Source organism: Thalassobaculum sp. (genome assembly GCF_040219215.1).
Taxonomy (GTDB): Bacteria; Pseudomonadota; Alphaproteobacteria; order Thalassobaculales; family Thalassobaculaceae; genus Thalassobaculum_A.
Genome location: NZ_JAVJSX010000025.1, coordinates 175,382 through 191,688 on the forward strand (window position 1 = coordinate 175,382; position 16,307 = coordinate 191,688).

General features: G+C 66.0%; 14 protein-coding genes and 1 pseudogene. 8 read left to right on the forward strand and 7 right to left on the reverse strand.

From position 1 onward, the window contains the following. The first annotated feature begins 69 nt into the window (after positions 1-69). Complete coding sequence (locus RIC54_RS18685) at positions 70-1,059, forward strand: MBL fold metallo-hydrolase (protein ID WP_350096413.1); 990 nt, start codon at positions 70-72, stop codon at positions 1,057-1,059. A 50-nt stretch (positions 1,060-1,109) separates the two neighbouring features. On the opposite strand, the gene RIC54_RS18690 is transcribed toward RIC54_RS18685, so the two are convergent. The 7 genes and pseudogenes from RIC54_RS18690 to RIC54_RS18720 all read right to left on the reverse strand — a co-directional run bounded on the left by RIC54_RS18690 (position 1,110) and on the right by RIC54_RS18720 (position 6,829). Beyond that, on the reverse strand, positions 1,110-1,400 hold the full coding sequence (locus RIC54_RS18690) for a DUF1330 domain-containing protein (protein WP_007670713.1): 291 nt from the start codon (positions 1,398-1,400) through the stop codon (positions 1,110-1,112). A gap of 220 nt (positions 1,401-1,620) precedes the next feature. Beyond that, a pseudogene (locus tag RIC54_RS18695) lies at positions 1,621-1,857 on the reverse strand (methyl-accepting chemotaxis protein); the annotation flags it as partial. Positions 1,858-1,980: 123 nt separating this feature from the next. Beyond that, positions 1,981-2,685, reverse strand: a complete 705-nt coding sequence (locus RIC54_RS18700) for a DUF1028 domain-containing protein (protein WP_350096417.1) — start codon at positions 2,683-2,685, stop codon at positions 1,981-1,983. Between the two features lie 9 nt (positions 2,686-2,694). Next, positions 2,695-3,570, reverse strand: a complete 876-nt coding sequence (locus tag RIC54_RS18705; RefSeq protein WP_350096419.1) for an ABC transporter permease — start codon at positions 3,568-3,570, stop codon at positions 2,695-2,697. Positions 3,571-3,573: 3 nt separating this feature from the next. Then, entirely contained in the window at positions 3,574-4,515 is a 942-nt protein-coding gene (locus tag RIC54_RS18710; RefSeq protein ID WP_350151313.1) for an ABC transporter permease, read from the reverse strand. A 69-nt stretch (positions 4,516-4,584) separates the two neighbouring features. After that, entirely contained in the window at positions 4,585-6,093 is a 1,509-nt protein-coding gene (locus tag RIC54_RS18715; protein ID WP_350096423.1) for an ABC transporter substrate-binding protein, read from the reverse strand. A 43-nt stretch (positions 6,094-6,136) separates the two neighbouring features. Further along, positions 6,137-6,829, reverse strand: coding sequence for a GntR family transcriptional regulator (locus RIC54_RS18720; RefSeq protein ID WP_350096425.1), 693 nt, complete (start codon positions 6,827-6,829; stop codon positions 6,137-6,139). A gap of 190 nt (positions 6,830-7,019) precedes the next feature. Here RIC54_RS18720 and RIC54_RS18725 point away from each other — a divergent pair, with 190 nt between their 5' ends. The 7 genes from RIC54_RS18725 to RIC54_RS18755 all read left to right on the forward strand — a co-directional run bounded on the left by RIC54_RS18725 (position 7,020) and on the right by RIC54_RS18755 (position 16,300). Continuing rightward, positions 7,020-8,702 (forward strand): long-chain-fatty-acid--CoA ligase, encoded by a 1,683-nt coding sequence (locus RIC54_RS18725; protein ID WP_350096427.1) that lies wholly within the window; start codon positions 7,020-7,022, stop codon positions 8,700-8,702. Next, entirely contained in the window at positions 8,703-9,554 is an 852-nt protein-coding gene (locus tag RIC54_RS18730) for an IclR family transcriptional regulator (protein WP_350096429.1), read from the forward strand. It abuts the gene before it with no gap. A gap of 97 nt (positions 9,555-9,651) precedes the next feature. After that, on the forward strand, positions 9,652-11,763 hold the full coding sequence (locus RIC54_RS18735; protein ID WP_350096431.1) for a 3-hydroxyacyl-CoA dehydrogenase NAD-binding domain-containing protein: 2,112 nt from the start codon (positions 9,652-9,654) through the stop codon (positions 11,761-11,763). A 24-nt stretch (positions 11,764-11,787) separates the two neighbouring features. Next, a complete protein-coding gene (locus tag RIC54_RS18740; RefSeq protein ID WP_350096433.1) occupies positions 11,788-12,987 on the forward strand; it encodes an acyl-CoA dehydrogenase family protein in 1,200 nt (399 codons plus the stop codon). A 154-nt stretch (positions 12,988-13,141) separates the two neighbouring features. Next, complete coding sequence (locus RIC54_RS18745) at positions 13,142-14,296, forward strand: acyl-CoA dehydrogenase family protein (protein ID WP_350096435.1); 1,155 nt, start codon at positions 13,142-13,144, stop codon at positions 14,294-14,296. A 127-nt stretch (positions 14,297-14,423) separates the two neighbouring features. Then, a complete protein-coding gene (locus RIC54_RS18750; protein WP_350096437.1) occupies positions 14,424-15,824 on the forward strand; it encodes an MBL fold metallo-hydrolase in 1,401 nt (466 codons plus the stop codon). A gap of 11 nt (positions 15,825-15,835) precedes the next feature. Continuing rightward, the gene (locus RIC54_RS18755) at positions 15,836-16,300 is read left to right on the forward strand and encodes a protein tyrosine phosphatase family protein (RefSeq protein WP_350096439.1); all 465 of its coding nucleotides are present in this window, start codon (positions 15,836-15,838) and stop codon (positions 16,298-16,300) included. The last annotated feature ends 7 nt before the right edge of the window (positions 16,301-16,307 follow it).

Below are 16,307 nucleotides of genomic sequence, written 5' to 3' on the forward strand. Positions count from 1 at the left end.
GCGATTGATCTCTGCCGCGCGTACCACAATTGTATACAGTCGCCTTCGCGACCCAGGAGGGAGGCTCTCATGTCACCGACGTCGTCTACCGTGTCACGCCGTTCCGCACTGCTCGGCGCTCTCGGCGCTACTGCCGCCGTTGCTGCTTCCGGACTATCCGTCCGGCCCGCCAACGCCACGGCGCCCATGCTGGGTGCCACCAAACCGTCCGTATACCGCTTCAAGCTCGGTGCCTACGAGGTCACCAACATCCTCGATGGCGCCATCCAGCTTGATGGTCCACACCCGATCTTCGGCGCGGACCAGACGCCCGAAGCCGTTGCCAAGCTCGCCGGCGAGAACTTCCTGCCGCCTTCACGCATGGCGATCAGTTTCGCGCCGGTTGTGATCAACACCGGCACCGAACTGATCCTGTTCGATACCGGCAACGGTGCCGGCCGCCGGCCCAACGCCGGATCGCTTCGGATGATGCTGGGCTCAGCCGGCTACACCCCGGAGCAGATCGATGTCGTCGTGCTGACCCACTTCCATCCCGACCACATCGGCGGCCTGATGGAAGATGGCAAGCCGGCCTTCCCGAACGCCCGCTATGTCACCGGCGCAGCTGAGTATGACTTCTGGTCACCGGCCGACAAGGCTACCGGCAAGACCGAACGGGTCGGCAAGCTGGTGCAGTCCAATGTCGTTCCATTCGCGGACAAAATGTCGTTCCTTGAGGACAATCAATCCGTCGCCTCCGGCATCACGGCGGTCGATGCCGGAGGGCATACTCCCGGCCATCTGGCGTTCCATGTCGAGAGTGATGGCAAGCGCCTGATGATCACCGCCGACACCGCCAATCACTACGTCATGTCGCTGCAAAAACCCGACTGGGAGGTCAGCTTCGACATGAACAAGAAGAAGGCCGCGGAGTCCCGCAAGGAGATCTTCGGCATGATCGCCGCCGACAAGATCCCTTTCACCGGCTATCACATGCCGTTCCCGAACGTCGGCTACGTCGAGCCGATGGGAAGCGGATTCCGCTACGTTCCGGCCGGCTATCAGCTCGATCTCGGCTGAACGCAGAACCTGTCGGGCGGCGGCTCCTGTCGCCGCCCGACGTCTGTCTCTTACGCTCCCTCGACAATCCGCATGTCGCGCTCCGCCCCGCCGTCAAGCGCATCCAGTGCCGCCTTGTACGCGGCGCTGTCGTGCGTCGCGACGGCCTGGGCCACGCTGTCGAACTCGATCAGGACGGTCCGCTCGTTCAAGCCGGCTTCATAGGTCTTCGCCGGAGCGCCGCGCGCCAGAAACCGTCCACCGCCGGCCTGGATGGCCGGGCCTGCCAGCTTGGCATAGGCCGCCAGCTTGTCGGCGTCGTGAATGGCGCGATACATCGAGATCCAATAGGCCTTGGCCATGGCTGTTCCTCCGGCAGGGTAAAGCCGACGGCACGGATGGCCGTCGGGCGACTGTCGGGATCAAACCCGCAATCGCGCCGCCGCACAACCGGGGCCGGCGCAAGGGAGTCCAGATCGTCGATGGACGGGGGCCGCGGAGTGACGCCGACGGCCGGCGCCGTTCAGGCTAGTCCGCCCGTTCGGCGTCCAGCAGGGTGCGCTTCAGCGTGTCGATCCGCTTCTCGACCGTGGCGATCACCTTGGCGATCTGGTCGGTCGCCTCCTTGGTGTTGCCCGACAGCGTCTTGACCTCGCCGGCGACAACAGCAAAGCCGCGTCCTGCATCACCGGCGCGGGCGGCCTCGATCGTAGCGTTCAGGGCCAACAGGTTGGTCTGGCCGGCAATTTGGTCGATGCGCCGGGCCACGTCGCGGATCAGGTTGAGGTCCGCCTCCAGGTCCATGATGACCGACTGGGTGTTGCCGAGGGCTGTGCTGGAAACGCTCATTTGGGTGCCGCCGCTTGTTGGTGACGCAGTGTGCATCGCCATTCGTAAATCGTTCGTAAAGACCGGTCGAGATCCGTTGTGAATCCTCGAAACTTAATCGACGCGTCGTTCGGCGATCATCGCGTCGATCTCGCCCCGGTCCCAGATGCCCCACGGGCGATCGGCGGTTGGAAACGCGTGGCGGAAGGCCAGGAACCGTTCGCCCGCAACCAGATGCAACCGTTCGAGTTCACCGATCGGATCCGGATGGTCGTCGACCCGCAGGTCAAGCCAGCGGTACGGGCGCGCATCCTGGATCACCAGGCAGGCCGATTGCTTGCCGCGCTTGTCGCCGCCAGCCGCCTCGCCGGCTCGCATTGCCGCAATCAGGCGCTCCACCAACGGCAGTTCGGCGCCGGCGCGGAACGTCGTGAAAGTCGCTTCGACCACGTCGGGCCCGGCCAGCATATTGCCGGCGACCGACAGGTCCTGCTCTGAGCATGATCCCGCCCAGTCGACGCATCCTTCGCCGGTGAACGCCGCCGTCCGGCCGTCGAGCCCCATCAGGTGGATCTGCCGGGCCGAGCGGCCGAGGTCGTCCTTTACCAGTTCGGCAATCGCCTCGTCGGGCGACTGGCCCGCGCGCAGCAGGGCGAGCCCGGCCGGACCGTAGGTCGGGTTGACCAACGCCTGGGTCGCAACCACGCCGGCGTCGTTCGCGGTGTGAGGCACCAGGGCGCCGGCAGCAAAGAATCGGGTCGACAGGGCAAGACCGAAAACCCCGGTCTCCGGTTCGTGCGCGATGATCGACCAGGTCATTTCCGCTCCTCAATCGCCGCGTGGGTCGAGGGCATCGCGCAACCCGTCGCCCAGAAGATTGAAGCCGAAGACCACCAGGAAGATTCCGACGCCGGGCCAGATCGACATCCACGGTGCCTGGATCAGGAAGTTCTTGGCGATGCTGAGCATGCTGCCCCAGCTCGGCGATGGCGGCTGCTGGCCCAGGCCGAGGAACGACAGGCTGGCCTCGGCGATGATCGCGGTGGCGATGGTCAGGGTCGCCTGTACCAGCAGCGGCGGGAAGATATTCGGCAGGATGTACCGCCACAGGATCCGCGGATGCGCCAGACCAACCGCCCGCGCGCCATCCACGTATTCCTCGGACTTGACCACCAGCGTCTGTCCCCGGGCCAGACGCACGAAGATCGGTGCCGCCGACAGGCCGATCGCGATCATCGCGTTGGTCAGGCTCGGCCCCAGGAACGCTGCGAAAGCGATCGCCAGGATCAGGAACGGGCAGGACAGCAGCGCCTCGTTGCACCGGGAAATCACGGTATCGGTCCAGCCGCCGAAGTAGCCGGACAGCACACCCAGCGGCACGCCGACCGACAGTGCGAACGCTACCGAGATGACCCCGGCCAGCAACGACGTGCGCGTTCCCCAGACCAGTCGAGAATAAACGTCCCGGCCGATCTCGTCGGTCCCCATCCAATGCGCCAGCGACGGCGCTTTGCGGACGGCCAGCCAGTCGGTCGCGAGCGGATCGTGGGTCGCAAACAGCGGCGCCGCCGCTGCCAGCACCACGAAGAACGCGATCAGAAATCCGCCGACCAGGGCCCCGCGGTGGCGCAGCAGCCGACGGCCGGCGCGCGACCGGACCTGCAGCCCGAGAATTGTTGGGACGGTGGTGGCGACATCAGCCATGCGTCACACCCGGATCCGGGGGTTGAGAGCGAAGTAGGCCATGTCAGCCGCCAGATTCAGGCCGATGAAGGCCACCGAACTGCACAGCACCACGCCCTGCACCACCGCGTAGTCGCGGTTGAACACCGCGTCGACGATCTGCTTGCCGAAGCCCGGGATGGTGAACACCTGTTCGGTCAGGACCGCCCCGGCCAGCAATTCGCCGAGTTGCAAAGTGCCGATGGGGACCACCGGGATCAGCGCGTTTCGGAAGGCGTGCCGCAGGATCACCCCGCGCTCGCGCACGCCCTTGGCGCGGGCGGTGCGGACGTAGTCCGACTTCAACACCTCCAGCATGGCGCTGCGGGTGTGGCGCATCATGGTCGCGGCGATCGAGGTGCCGAGCACGAAGGCCGGCATGATCATGGTCTTGAGATTCTGGCCCAGATCATCGAACGGACTCTCGTAGCCGGACGCCGGCAGCCAGCCCAGATGCACCGACACCAGCAAAATCAGCAGCACGCCGAGCCAGAAGTTCGGTATCGACAACCCGGACAGCGCCGTCACGTTGGCGAACCAGTCGAGAGGCGTGCCGCGTTTCAGCGCCGACAGCACTCCCATGGGAACGCCGATCAGCAGCGCGATCCCGATCGCCATCAGCGCCAGCTGGATGGTCACCGGCAGCTTCTGCATCAACAGTTCGGTTACCGGGATGTTGGTGCGCAGCGAGATTCCGAGATCGCCCTGCAGCACCTTGCCGATCCAGTAGCCATACTGGATCCAGATCGGCTCGTTCAGATGGTACTTCTCGCGGATGTAGGCGATCGACTCGGGATCGCGTTCCTCGCCGGCCAGCGCCAGCGCGGGATCGCCCGGCAGCATCTGCTGCAGGGCGAACACGAACATCGATACCAGAACGACCGTCGGCACCACCGCCATCAGCCGTCGAAGGAAGTATGCGAGCACCGACCGCTCCCAAGGGGTTCGGATCATGGGGAGGCGGAGCGGCCCGAACCGGAGCCGCTCCGCCGGGGATCACGAGGCCTTGCGCATTCCCTCGAGCCGGATCATGGCGTCCGGATATGCGACATAGCCCTTCAGGTTGCTGCGCAGCGCCCAGATCCACTTCGGGTGCCACAGGTAGATGATCGGCCGCGCCTGATCGAGCAGTTCCATCGCCGAAGCGTAGAGGTTCTTGCGCTCTTCGAGGGAGTTGGTCTGGCGCGCGGCGTCCAGCAGCTTGTCGACTTCCGGGTTGCAATGCTTGGAGTCGTTGATGCCGCCCTTGCAGGTCATGAAGGTGTGGATGTTGCCATCGGGATCGACCCGCCCGGACCAGCCGACCTGGGTCGCCTGGTAGTTGCCGGCGGACTGCTCCTTCAGCATGGTCGCGAACTCGGTCGCGCGCAGCTTGATGTCGATGCCGGCTTCGGCCGCCATCGCCTGAATCACCTGCGCCGTTCGGGTGCCGTCCGGGCTGTTCGGGAACTGCATCTCGAACTCGAACTTCTCCAGCCCGGCTTCCTTCAGCAGCGCCTTGGCCTTGGCCACGTCGCGGCCCGGCATCGGCACCGACTTGGCGTAGAACTGGCTCTGCGGCGACACGAACTGGTTGCCCGGCAGGTGCGCGCCGTCGAACACGACCTGGTTCAGGGCGTTGCGGTCGATCGACAGCTCCAGCGCCTTGCGGACGCGCGGGTCCTGGCCAAGCGGCGTCTTCGAGCGTTCACCATTGCCCACGTTGATCGTGATGCCCTGGTACCCCAAGCCCACCACGTCGACGATCGCCAGCTTGCTGTCGCCCTTGACCGTGGCGATGTCCGGCGGCGACAGGCGTTCCAGCATGTCGAGGTCACCGGCTTGCAGGTTGGCCAGACGCACCGTGGAGTCCGGAATGGTGCGGTAGATCACCTGGTCGAAATGAATGTTCTTGGCATTCCAGTGCTCGGCAAACTTCTCCAGCACGATCCGGTCCTGCTGCACCCGCTCGACGAACTTGAACGGGCCGGAACAGACCAGCTTGGCACCCAGTCCGGCGCCCATTGCCTCCGCCGCCTTCGGCGACACCATCATCCCGGCGCGGTCGGACAGGGTTGCCATCAGGGTGGCATCCGGCGCCGCCAGCTTGAAGCGCACGGTCATGGGGTCGACGACCTCAACCGTCTCGATCGACTTGACCTCGCTCTTGCGGCGGGATTCCGGCAGGGTCTTGGAGCGCTCGATGTTGTACTTCACCGCTTCCGCGTCGAACGCGGTGCCATCGTGAAAGGTCGCACCCTTGCGGAGCGTCATGGTCAGGGTCTTGCCGCCATCGGACCAGTCCCACTTGGTCGCCAGCTGCGGGACGAAATTCAGATCCGTGTCGATGTCGACCAGCTTGTCGCACAGCGCGGTGTAGACTATGCGACCGACAAAGGTGCGCGACTGATCGGGATCGAGCACGTCCGGATCGTCGGCGAGGCCGATCTTCAGCGTTTCCGCCGAAGCGGCCGTGCCGAGAAGCAGCATGCCGGCCGCGACGGCCAGCGACAGTTTCCGTGTCATGATCTCTCTTCCACCTCCGTGTTGCGTCCCAGTAGTCGCGCCTTCAAGTCCGGGTGTCGCCATCGACCGGCGGCATCCCCTCGATGACGTTGCTTATGTGATCGGCCAGCGCCGTGGCGGCAGTTTCCGCATCACCGGTATCCAGCGCCTCGAAAATCGACCAATGTCGCCGCGCCGACTGCAGCATCGGTCGCGCCCGCGCCGGGTTGGCCAGCGCGGCACGGTGCACGTGCAGAAAGCAGCGGGTCAGGATTGGCTCCAGGGACGGCAGGTCCGCTGCCTCGAAGATCGCCAGATGGAATGCCCGGTCGAACTCTGTCAGGGCAAACAGGTCCTCGCGCTCGGCGGCGTTCTCCATGTCGCCGATCAGGGCGGTCAACCGGGTCCGCAACGACGGGTCGAACCGGCCTACCGCGCGCCGGACGCCGGTCGTCTCCAGCCGCATCCGCACGGCCACCATCTCGCAGGCCTCCGCCATCGAGGTGGTGGCAACCACCGTGCCGCGGTAGCCGTTGCGAACCACCAGGCCGGATTCCTGAAGCTGCATGAGGGCCTCGCGGACCGGCGCCTGACTGGATCCGAACTCGGCGGCCAGCTGGGTCTCGACCAACGGGGTCCCGGGCGCCAGACGGCCGATGATGATCAGGCGCTGCAACGCCTCCTGGATCGCCTGTCGCTTGTTCGACTGCCGGAACGGGCTGATCTCGCCCGCCTCCAGCGCCTCGGCTACCGACATGAAGCCTCACTTCGATCTGCTGTGCCGAAATACTGATATCGATATTGAGACCCCGTCAAGACGAGCGCCGCGAAGGTCCCAACCTCATTCCGAGATGCGGAACCGTGTTCCGTATAGTTGATCGGTCGGCTAAGCCGTGGGATAGGTTTGGAAAGCCGAGGCGAGACAACGCCCGCACGAGGGAGGAACGATGTTCGATCGTCATTTCGGTGTCTGGCCGAAGGGGCTGCCGCGCAGCATCACCCCGCCGTCGACAACGTTGCCGGAGAATCTGTCGGTGACCGCCCGACGGTTCCCGGACAAGGTGGCGATCAACTATTACGGCACTCCGATCATCTGGAGCGAACTGGATCGGGCGACCGATCGGCTGGCGGGCTGGCTGCACGAGGTCGCGGGCATCAGGCGCGGCGACCGGGTCCTGCTGTTCATGCAGAACAGCCCGCAATTCATCATCGGATACTACGCGATCCTGCGCGCCAACGCGGTAGTTGTGCCGGTGAATACCATGAGCCGGTCCGCCGAGCTGACCCACATCGCGGAGGACACCGGAGCGACCGCTGCGGTCATCGGCCAGGAGATGCTGGCCGTCGTTGAGCCGCTGGCCAACGGCCAGCCGCTGCGCCACCTGGCGGTCGCCGCGTACTCCGACTTCCTGCGGGTACCGACGGACCTGACACTGCCCGACGGCGTGGCGGCGGCGCGGCAGCCGGTGGCCGGCGATGGTCTGGTCACTTGGCAGGCGGTGATGGAGGCGGCCTACGCGCCGCCGCCGCTCGAGGTCGGGCTCGACGACTGGTGCGTGCTGCCGTTCAGTTCCGGCACGACCGGCCGGCCGAAAGGCTGCCTGCACACCCATCGCTCGGTCGGCTTCACCATGTTCGCCAGCGTGCTGTGGAGCCCCAGCAACCACGAATCCATATCGCTCGTCAGCCTGCCGCTGTTCCACGTGACCGGCATGCAGAACTCCATGAACATGCAGGTGTTCCAGGGTTCCGAGATGATCATGATGACCCGCTGGAACCGGCGAACCGCGGCCGAGCTTATCGCCCGGCACAAGGTCACCCACTGGCGCTGCATCACCACCATGGCAATCGACCTGCTGTCCGACCCCGAGGCCGCCACGTTCGATCTGTCGTCCCTGGTGGCGGTCAGCGGCGGCGGTGCGCAGATGCCGAAGGCGGTCGCCGACCGGCTCTGTGCCCTGACCGGGATCGAGTACCTGGAAGGCTACGGCCTGACCGAGACCATCGCCCCCACCCACATCAACCCGTTTCATCGCCCCAAACGCCAGTGCGGCGGCATTCCGATCTTTGACACCGACGCCCGGGTGGTCGACCCGGACACCCTGGACGAACTGGGAGTCGGGGCGGTCGGTGAGATCGTGGCCGCCGGGCCGCAGATCTTCGTCGGCTACTGGAACCGACCGGAGGATACCGCGGCGGTGTTCTTCGAGCGCGACGGCAAGCGGTTCTTCCGCACCGGCGACCTCGGGTACTACGACGAGGAAGGCTACTTCTTTCTGGTCGACCGGCTGAAGCGGATGATCAACGCCTCCGGCTTCAAGGTCTGGCCGGCCGAGGTCGAGGCCATGATGTACGACCACCCGGACATCCAGGAGGTATGCGTCATCGCCAGCCCCGACGTGCGCCGTGGCGAAACCGTCAAGGCGGTGATCGTTCCGCGTGCCGGTGCCGCGCTCGAGGTTGGCGCGCTCCAGGAATGGTGCCGGGAACGCATGGCGACCTACAAGGTGCCTGCCGTCATCGCCTTCGCCGAAGGCTTGCCGAAGTCTCCCACCGGAAAGGTGCTGTGGCGGGTACTGCAAGAGCAGGAGCATTCGGCTCCCGGCGAATCCACCAGACAGGTTTCCTGAATGCCCAGGCGTCCAACCAACCCACGGCTGACCAACATCGAAGACTGGCGTGCCGGCGCCGACGCCGATCCGGGTTTCGTGACCGCGTTGGCACGGGGCCTGGAGATCCTGCGGGCGTTCGGCCGCGACGATCGATACCTCGGCAATGGCGAACTGGCGAAGCGCACGGGGATCCCCAAATCGACCGTGTCTCGGCTGACGCAGACGCTGACGTCGCTGGGCTACCTGCGTTACGTCGACCAGCTCGAACGCTACCAGTTGGGCCCCGGCGTCCTGGCGCTCGGCTACCGCTATCTGGCCGGCAACGGTGTCCGCGATCTCGCCCACCCGCACATGCAGGCGTTGGCCGACTCCACGGACTGCTCGGTCGCGCTGGGCACCGGCGACCGTTCGGAGATGGTCTATACCGATGTCTGCCAGGGCAAGGGCCCGTTGATCCTGCGCCTCGAGGTCGGCGCCCGGATTCCAATGCCGGTGACGTCCATGGGGCGGGCCTACATCGCCGGCCTCCCCGAGGCTGACCGCGAGGCGCTGCTTGCCCGCCTGAAGGTCCACTACGGCGACGCCTGGCCGGCGCTGCGGGACGGCATCGAGCAGTCTCTGCGGTTCTACGCCGACCACGGATACTGCGTGTCGGAGGGCGACTGGAACCGCGACGTCGCATCGGCTGGCGTGCCGCTGGTGCTGGAAGGCGGCGCGCACGTCCTGGCCTTCAACTGCGGCGGGTCTTCCCTGCGCCTCACCCGACGGGTGCTGGAGCGCTCGATCGGCCCGCGCCTGCAGGAACTTGTCAGGCTGGTCGAGCGCGACCTGACCGGCGGAGGCGCGCCGACCCTGGACTACGGTGCCTGAGGTGATAATTCCGCATTACGGAACATAGTTCCAAAATAGTTGAACAGCCTGTCGACGCGGTCTAAGACTTCTGAAATATCGGTTCACGGGAGGAACCATGAGCGACGCCGTCCGATACAGCCGCGAAGGTGCGATCGGCCTGATCCAGGTGGTCAATCCACCCGTCAACGCCTTGAGCCAGGCGGTTCGCGCCGGCCTCAGTGCGGCCTTCCAGCAAGGTGCCGATGATCCCGAGGCCAAGGTCCTGGTGATCTACGGCGACGGACGCACCTTTATAGCCGGCGCCGATATCCGCGAGTTCGGCAAGCCGCCTCAGGCTCCAGCCTTGGGCACGGTCATCGGTGAAATCGAGACGTGCGGCAAGCCGACGGTCGCCGCGATCCACGGCACCGCCCTCGGCGGCGGGTTGGAAGTCGCGCTCGGCTGTTCGTTCCGCGTCGCCATCCCCGGCGCCAAAGTCGGCCTGCCGGAGGTCAAGCTCGGGATCATCCCGGGCGCCGGGGGCACCCAGCGCCTGCCCCGGGTCGCGGGCGTCGCCGCCGCCCTTGAGATGATCACCAGCGGCCGGCATGTTCCGGTCGAGGAAGCCGCCGAACTCGGTATCGTCGACGATATCGTCGACACCAAGGACGTCAGGGCCGCGGGCATCGCCTTCGCGCAGCGAGTGATCGCCGAAGGTCTCACGGCGCTGCCGGTGCGCGACCGTGACGGCAAACTCGCCGACGCCCGCACCGACCGGTCCGTGTTCGCCGATGCCCGCAAGAAGCTCGAGAAGTCGGCACGCGGCCTGTTCTCGCCGTTCCGCTGCGTCGACGCGGTCGAGGCGGCAGTCGACCTGCCGATCGACGATGGGCTGAAGCGCGAACGCGAACTGTTCCAGCAGTGCATGGAATCGCCACAGCGTGCCGCCCAGATCCACGTGTTCTTCGGCGAGCGTGAGGTTGCCAAGGTCCCCGGGATGTCCAGGGATGTGGCGGCCCGTCCGGTGAACAAAGCAGCGGTGATCGGCGCCGGCACCATGGGCGGCGGCATCGCCATGTGCTTCGCCAACGCCGGAATTCCGGTCACCGTGGTCGAGACCGCCCAGGACGCGCTCGACCGTGGTCTCGGCAGGGTGCGCTCCAACTACGACATCAGCGCCAAGCGCGGCCGGATGACGGCCGCCGATGTCGACGCCAGGATGGCGCTGATCACACCGAGCCTCGAACTCGCCGATCTCGCCGACGCCGATTTGATCATCGAGGCGGTGTTCGAGAGCCTGGATGTGAAGAAGGAAGTGTTCGCCAAACTCGACGCGATCGCCAAGCCGGGCGCGGTGCTGGCCACCAACACCTCCTACCTGGACGTCGACGCCATCGCCGCCATGACCTCCCGGCCGGCCGACGTACTGGGCATGCACTTCTTCAGCCCGGCCAACGTGATGCGCCTGCTGGAAGTGGTACGGGGCGCCAGGACCGCCGACGACGCGCTGCGCACCGCGCTCGAAGTCGGCCGGAGGTTCGGCAAGGTCGCCGTGGTGTCCGGGGTGTGCGATGGCTTCATCGGCAACCGCATGCTGCGGACCTACAAGACCCAGATGGACTACCTGCTGGAAGACGGCGCCCTGCCCCAGGAGATCGACGCCGCCATTACCGGTTTCGGTTTTCCGATGGGGCTGTATGCCATGGGCGACCTGGCCGGCCTGGACATCGGCTACATGACCCGCCGGCGTGAGGATGCGACCCGCCCGGCCGACGCCCGGTACGTGGCGATCGCCGACCGGCTCTATGAAAAGGGCAGGCTGGGCCAGAAGACGGGCGCCGGCTGGTACCGCTACGAGGACGGCCGCACCCCGATCCCGGATCCCGAGGTCGATGCGATCATCCTGGAGGAGTCGCAGAAGAAGGGCATCAACCGCCGTCCCTTCACCACAGGCGAGATCCAGACCAGGGCGCTGTGCGCGCTGGTCAACGAGGGGGCCAAGGTGCTCGGCGAGGGCATCGCGCTGCGACCGGTCGACATCGATATGGTCTGGCTGTTCGGCTACGGCTTTCCGTCGTGGGAGGGGGGCCCGATGTTCTGGGCCGATCGCCGTGGCCTGGCCAAGGTGTTGGCCGACATCCGAGGATTCGCCGATCACGACCCGAAGAGTTGGGTACCTGCACCGCTGCTGGTCGAACTCGCCGAGGCCGGCAAGACCTTCAAGGAATGGAGCGACGCGCGCGGATAGTTGCCGGCGCCCGGGGAGGACCGCATGGACCTGAACTACACACCCGAGGAACAGGCCTTCCGAGAGGAGGTCCAGCGGTTCCTGAAGGACGAGTTGCCCTCCGACATCTCCGCCAAGGTGAAGGGCGGCCAGCGGCTGACCCGCGACGACCACATCCGCTGGCAGTCGGCGTTGACCAAGCGCGGCTGGCTGGGCGTCAACTGGCCGACCGAGCATGGCGGCACCGGATGGGCGCCGGTACAGCGCCACATCTTCGAGGAAGAGTGTGCCGCCGCCGGCGCGCCGCGCATCGTCGCGTTCGGCGTCAACATGGTGGCTCCGGTCATCATGAAGTTCGGCTCGCCGGAGCAGAAGGCCCACTACCTGCCGCGCATCCTCGACCTGACCGACTGGTGGTGCCAGGGCTACTCCGAGCCCGGCGCCGGCTCCGACCTTGCCTCGCTGAAGACCCGTGCGGTGCGTGATGGCGACCACTACGTCGTCAACGGCCAGAAGACCTGGACCACCTTGGGGCAGCACGCCAACTGGATCTTCTGCCTGGTCCGCACCGACGCCAAGGCCGCCAAGCCGCAGGAAGGCATCTCGTTCCTGCTGATCGACATGGCGACGCCGGGCATCACCGTGCGCCCGATCATCCTGCTCGACGGCGAGCACGAGGTGAACGAGGTGTTCTTCGATGACGTGCGGGTGCCGGTCGGCAACCGGATCGGGGAGGAGAACCAGGGCTGGACCTACGCGAAGTACCTGCTGACCCACGAGCGCACCAACATCGCCGGCGTCGGGCTTTCCAAGGAAGCACTGCGCCACCTGAAGGCGATCGCCCACGACCAGCGCAAGGGCGGACGGCCTCTGATCGAGGATCCGATCTTCCGGTCACGCATCGCCCAGGTCGAGATCGACCTGATGGCGCTGGAGATGACCAACCTGCGGGTGCTGGCCGACGTGCAGGCCGGCGGCGCGCCGGGTGCGGAAAGCTCGATCCTGAAGATCAAGGGCACCGAGATCCGCCAAGCCATCACTGCGCTGACCCGCAAGGCGCTGGGCCCCTACGCCCTGCCGTTCCAGTCCGAAGCGCTCGACGGCGGCTTCAACGGCGAGCCTATCGGCCCTGATTACGCGGCCCCGGTAACCGCGCAGTACTTCAACATGCGCAAGCTGTCGATCTTCGGCGGATCCAACGAGATTCAGAAGAACATCATCGCCAAGGCCAGCCTGGGGCTTTGAGGGAGAGCACCATGCCGACGTCCGTCGCGCGTTGGATCCCGGCTCTCCACGGCACCGCTGCTCCGGCCGGGTTGACGCCGGAGAAGGTGGTCCAAGCTCACTTACCGTCATCCCCGAAAGCAACCGACGCCACGACACCCTGAAGGAGACCCCTATGGATTTCGCGCTGTCCGACGAGCAGCGGCTCCTGAAAGAGACCGTCGATCGGCTGGTGCTCGACCGCTACGGCTTCGAGGTGCGGCAGGTGGCTGCGGGGTCCGATATCGGGTTCAGCCGGGAGACGTGGGCCACCTTCGCCGAACTCGGCCTCCTGGCCGTCCCGTTCCCGGAAGCGGTGGGTGGCCTCGGCGGCGGCGGGATCGACCTGATGATCGTTGCCGAAGCGTTCGGTCGCGCCCTGGCGGTCGAGCCGTACCTGGCAACCGTGGTGCTCGGCGGCGCGCTGGTCGAACTGGCCGGCTCCGACACACAAAAGGACACTGTCCTCGGCGCTGTGGTCGCCGGTGAAACCCTGCTGGCCTTCGCGCACAGTGAACCAGACGGCCGCTACGACCTCGCGCATGTCGCCACGACGGCAGTGAAGACGTCGGCCGGTTGGACCCTGGCCGGGCGGAAATCGGTGGTGATCAACGGCGACACCGCCGATACCGTGATCGTATCGGCCCGCCTCTCCGGCGCGGTCGACGCGCCTGACGGCATCGGACTGTTCCTGGTGCCGTCGGACGCCAAGGGCGTGACCGTACGCGGCAACCCGACCATCGACGGCGGCCGTTCGGCGGAGATCGTGCTGGACGATGTGGCAGTCGGCGCGGACGCCGCGCTGGGCGAGCCGGGCGCCGCCTATCCCGCCATCGAAGCGGCAGTGGCGCGTGGCATCGTGGCGCTGTCGGCCGAAGCGGTCGGCGCCATGGAGGTCATCTGCGACGCCACTCTCGACTACCTGAAGACCCGCAAGCAGTTCGGCCGCACCATTGGATCGTTCCAGGCGTTGCAGCATCGCATGGTGGACATGCGCACCGCGCTGGAGCAGGCCCGCTCCATGGCGATCCTGGCCGCCGCCAAGCTCGGCGCCGACCGGATCGAGCGAGAACGCACCATGAGTGCCGCCAAGGTCACGATCGGCCAGTCGGCACGGCTGATCGCCGAAGAAGCGATCCAGCTGCACGGCGGCATCGCCATGACCTGGGAATACGCCCCGGCCCACTATGCCAAGCGGCTGGTGATGATCGACCACCTGCTCGGCGACACCGACCATCACACCGAGCGGTTCATCGCACTGACAGACGGAAAAGGTACAGTGCGAGCCTGACTTAGGCCGGGACACATCCCACCGACATCTGCACACACGAAGCGCTCTGTCAGTCAGGTTGGGTGCGGCAACTTGACCGGAACCAAACTGCCCGGTCCCGGTTGAACCACCGTCAACGGAGTGACTGATGACGGTGCGATTCGAGCAGATCCTGACGGACGGTGTGGCAACCTGTTCCTATTTTCTCGGCGACGAGGCTACCGGCACCGCAGCGGTGGTCGACCCGCGTCCGGACGTCGAGGTCTACCTTGAGAGGGCACGTCATTATGGTCTCGCGATCACGCACGTGTTCGAATCCCACATCCACGCTGACTTCCTGAGCGGAGCGCGGGAACTGGTTGAGCGGTTGGGCGGCGCTGCCGAACTCTGCGTCAGTGTCGAGGGGGGTGCGGAGTACGGCTTCAAGCATCGGCCGATCCGAGATGGTGACCGGTTTCGTTTCGGCGGGGTGTGCATGGAGGCCCGTGCCACGCCCGGTCACACCCCTGAGCACATTGCGTTCCTGCTGTTCGAGACGGATCGCGAGGATCCGTGGGGCGTCTTGACCGGCGACAGCTTCTTCGTCGATTCGGTCGGTCGACCCGACCTCCTGGGCGATGAGCAAACCGACCAACTGACCGAAGCCCTCTTTCACACGATCCGCGACTTCTACCTCAAGCTCGGGAACGATGTGATCATCTACCCTTGTCATGGCGCCGGATCGGCGTGCGGACCGGACATCGGCGATCGCCTGTCGAGCACCATCGGCTACGAACGGCGGTACAACCCCTACACCGGGATCGCGGACCTCGAAGCCTTCCGGCAAGCGATGAAGTCCGATGCGCCGCCGGTGCCAACCCACTATCCGCACTTGAAGAAAGTGAACGCTGCGGGTCCGCCGGTACTCGGTAACTTGCCACGCGTGCCGGCCCTGTCGGTCGAGACCTTCGCCGCCTCGATCGGTGACGGCGCCCAGGTGCTCGACACCCGTGACATGCAGGCGTTCGGAGCCGGCCACATCGACGGCGCCCTGAATATCGCTGCACGACCCGAGCTCTCGGTCTGGGCCGGCTGGTTGCTGGATCCTGAAAGGCCAATCTACCTCGTCCTGGAGCGTGACCGCGACCTGTCCGACGTGCTGCGCCTGCTGTGGCGGACCGGCTTCGTCATCTTCGGCGGCTACCTTGCCGGCGGGATGGAGGCGTGGAGAGAAGACGGGCGTGTCCTGAAAACGGTTCGCCAGATGTCGGTGCAGGAACTGGCGTCGCTCGACGATTCGGTCCAGCCGCTCGATGTACGCGGCGATGATGAATGGAACGCCGGCCGCATCCCCGGTGCACGCCACCTGTTCCTCGGCGAGTTGCAGGAACGCATGGGCGATCTCGACCGCAACCGCCGCTACGCCACCTACTGCGCCAGCGGATTCCGGGCGAGCATCGCCGCCAGTCTGCTCGCGGCCAACGGGTTCAACGACGTATCAAACGTGCCGGGCAGTTGGAAGGCCTGGACCAGCGCTGGCTATCAGATCGAAACGCCTAGCAAAGGCTGAGGAGAACGGAAATGGATGACGTCATTCAGATCAACAGCCACTTCACCGTCGCGAAATCGGCGCTGGATGAAGCCGGCATCCGGCAGGCTGCGGAGGATGGCTTTCAGACCATCGTGAACCTTCGGACGGAAAACGAGAAGCAGAGCCTGGACCCGGAGGCGGAAGGGCGGATCGTGAGGGATCAGGGCCTCTCCTACCTCCACCACCCAGTCTCCGGTGACGATTTGTCCGACAAGGTCGTCGATCGGTTCCGGCGGACGGCCCGGACCCTGCCTGGACCGATCCTGGTGCATTGCGCGACCGGCAAGCGCTCCGGCGCAATGGTCATGATCCACCTCGCGGTCGAACAGGGGTTGTCTGGTGATCAGGCGGTGGAGAAGGCGGCCCATCTCGGGTTCGAGTGCGATACCCCCGAACTCGAGGAGTTCGTGAAGGGCTACGTCGATCGCCACACGAAGGCCCGCACCGCCGCCTGAGCCGTCG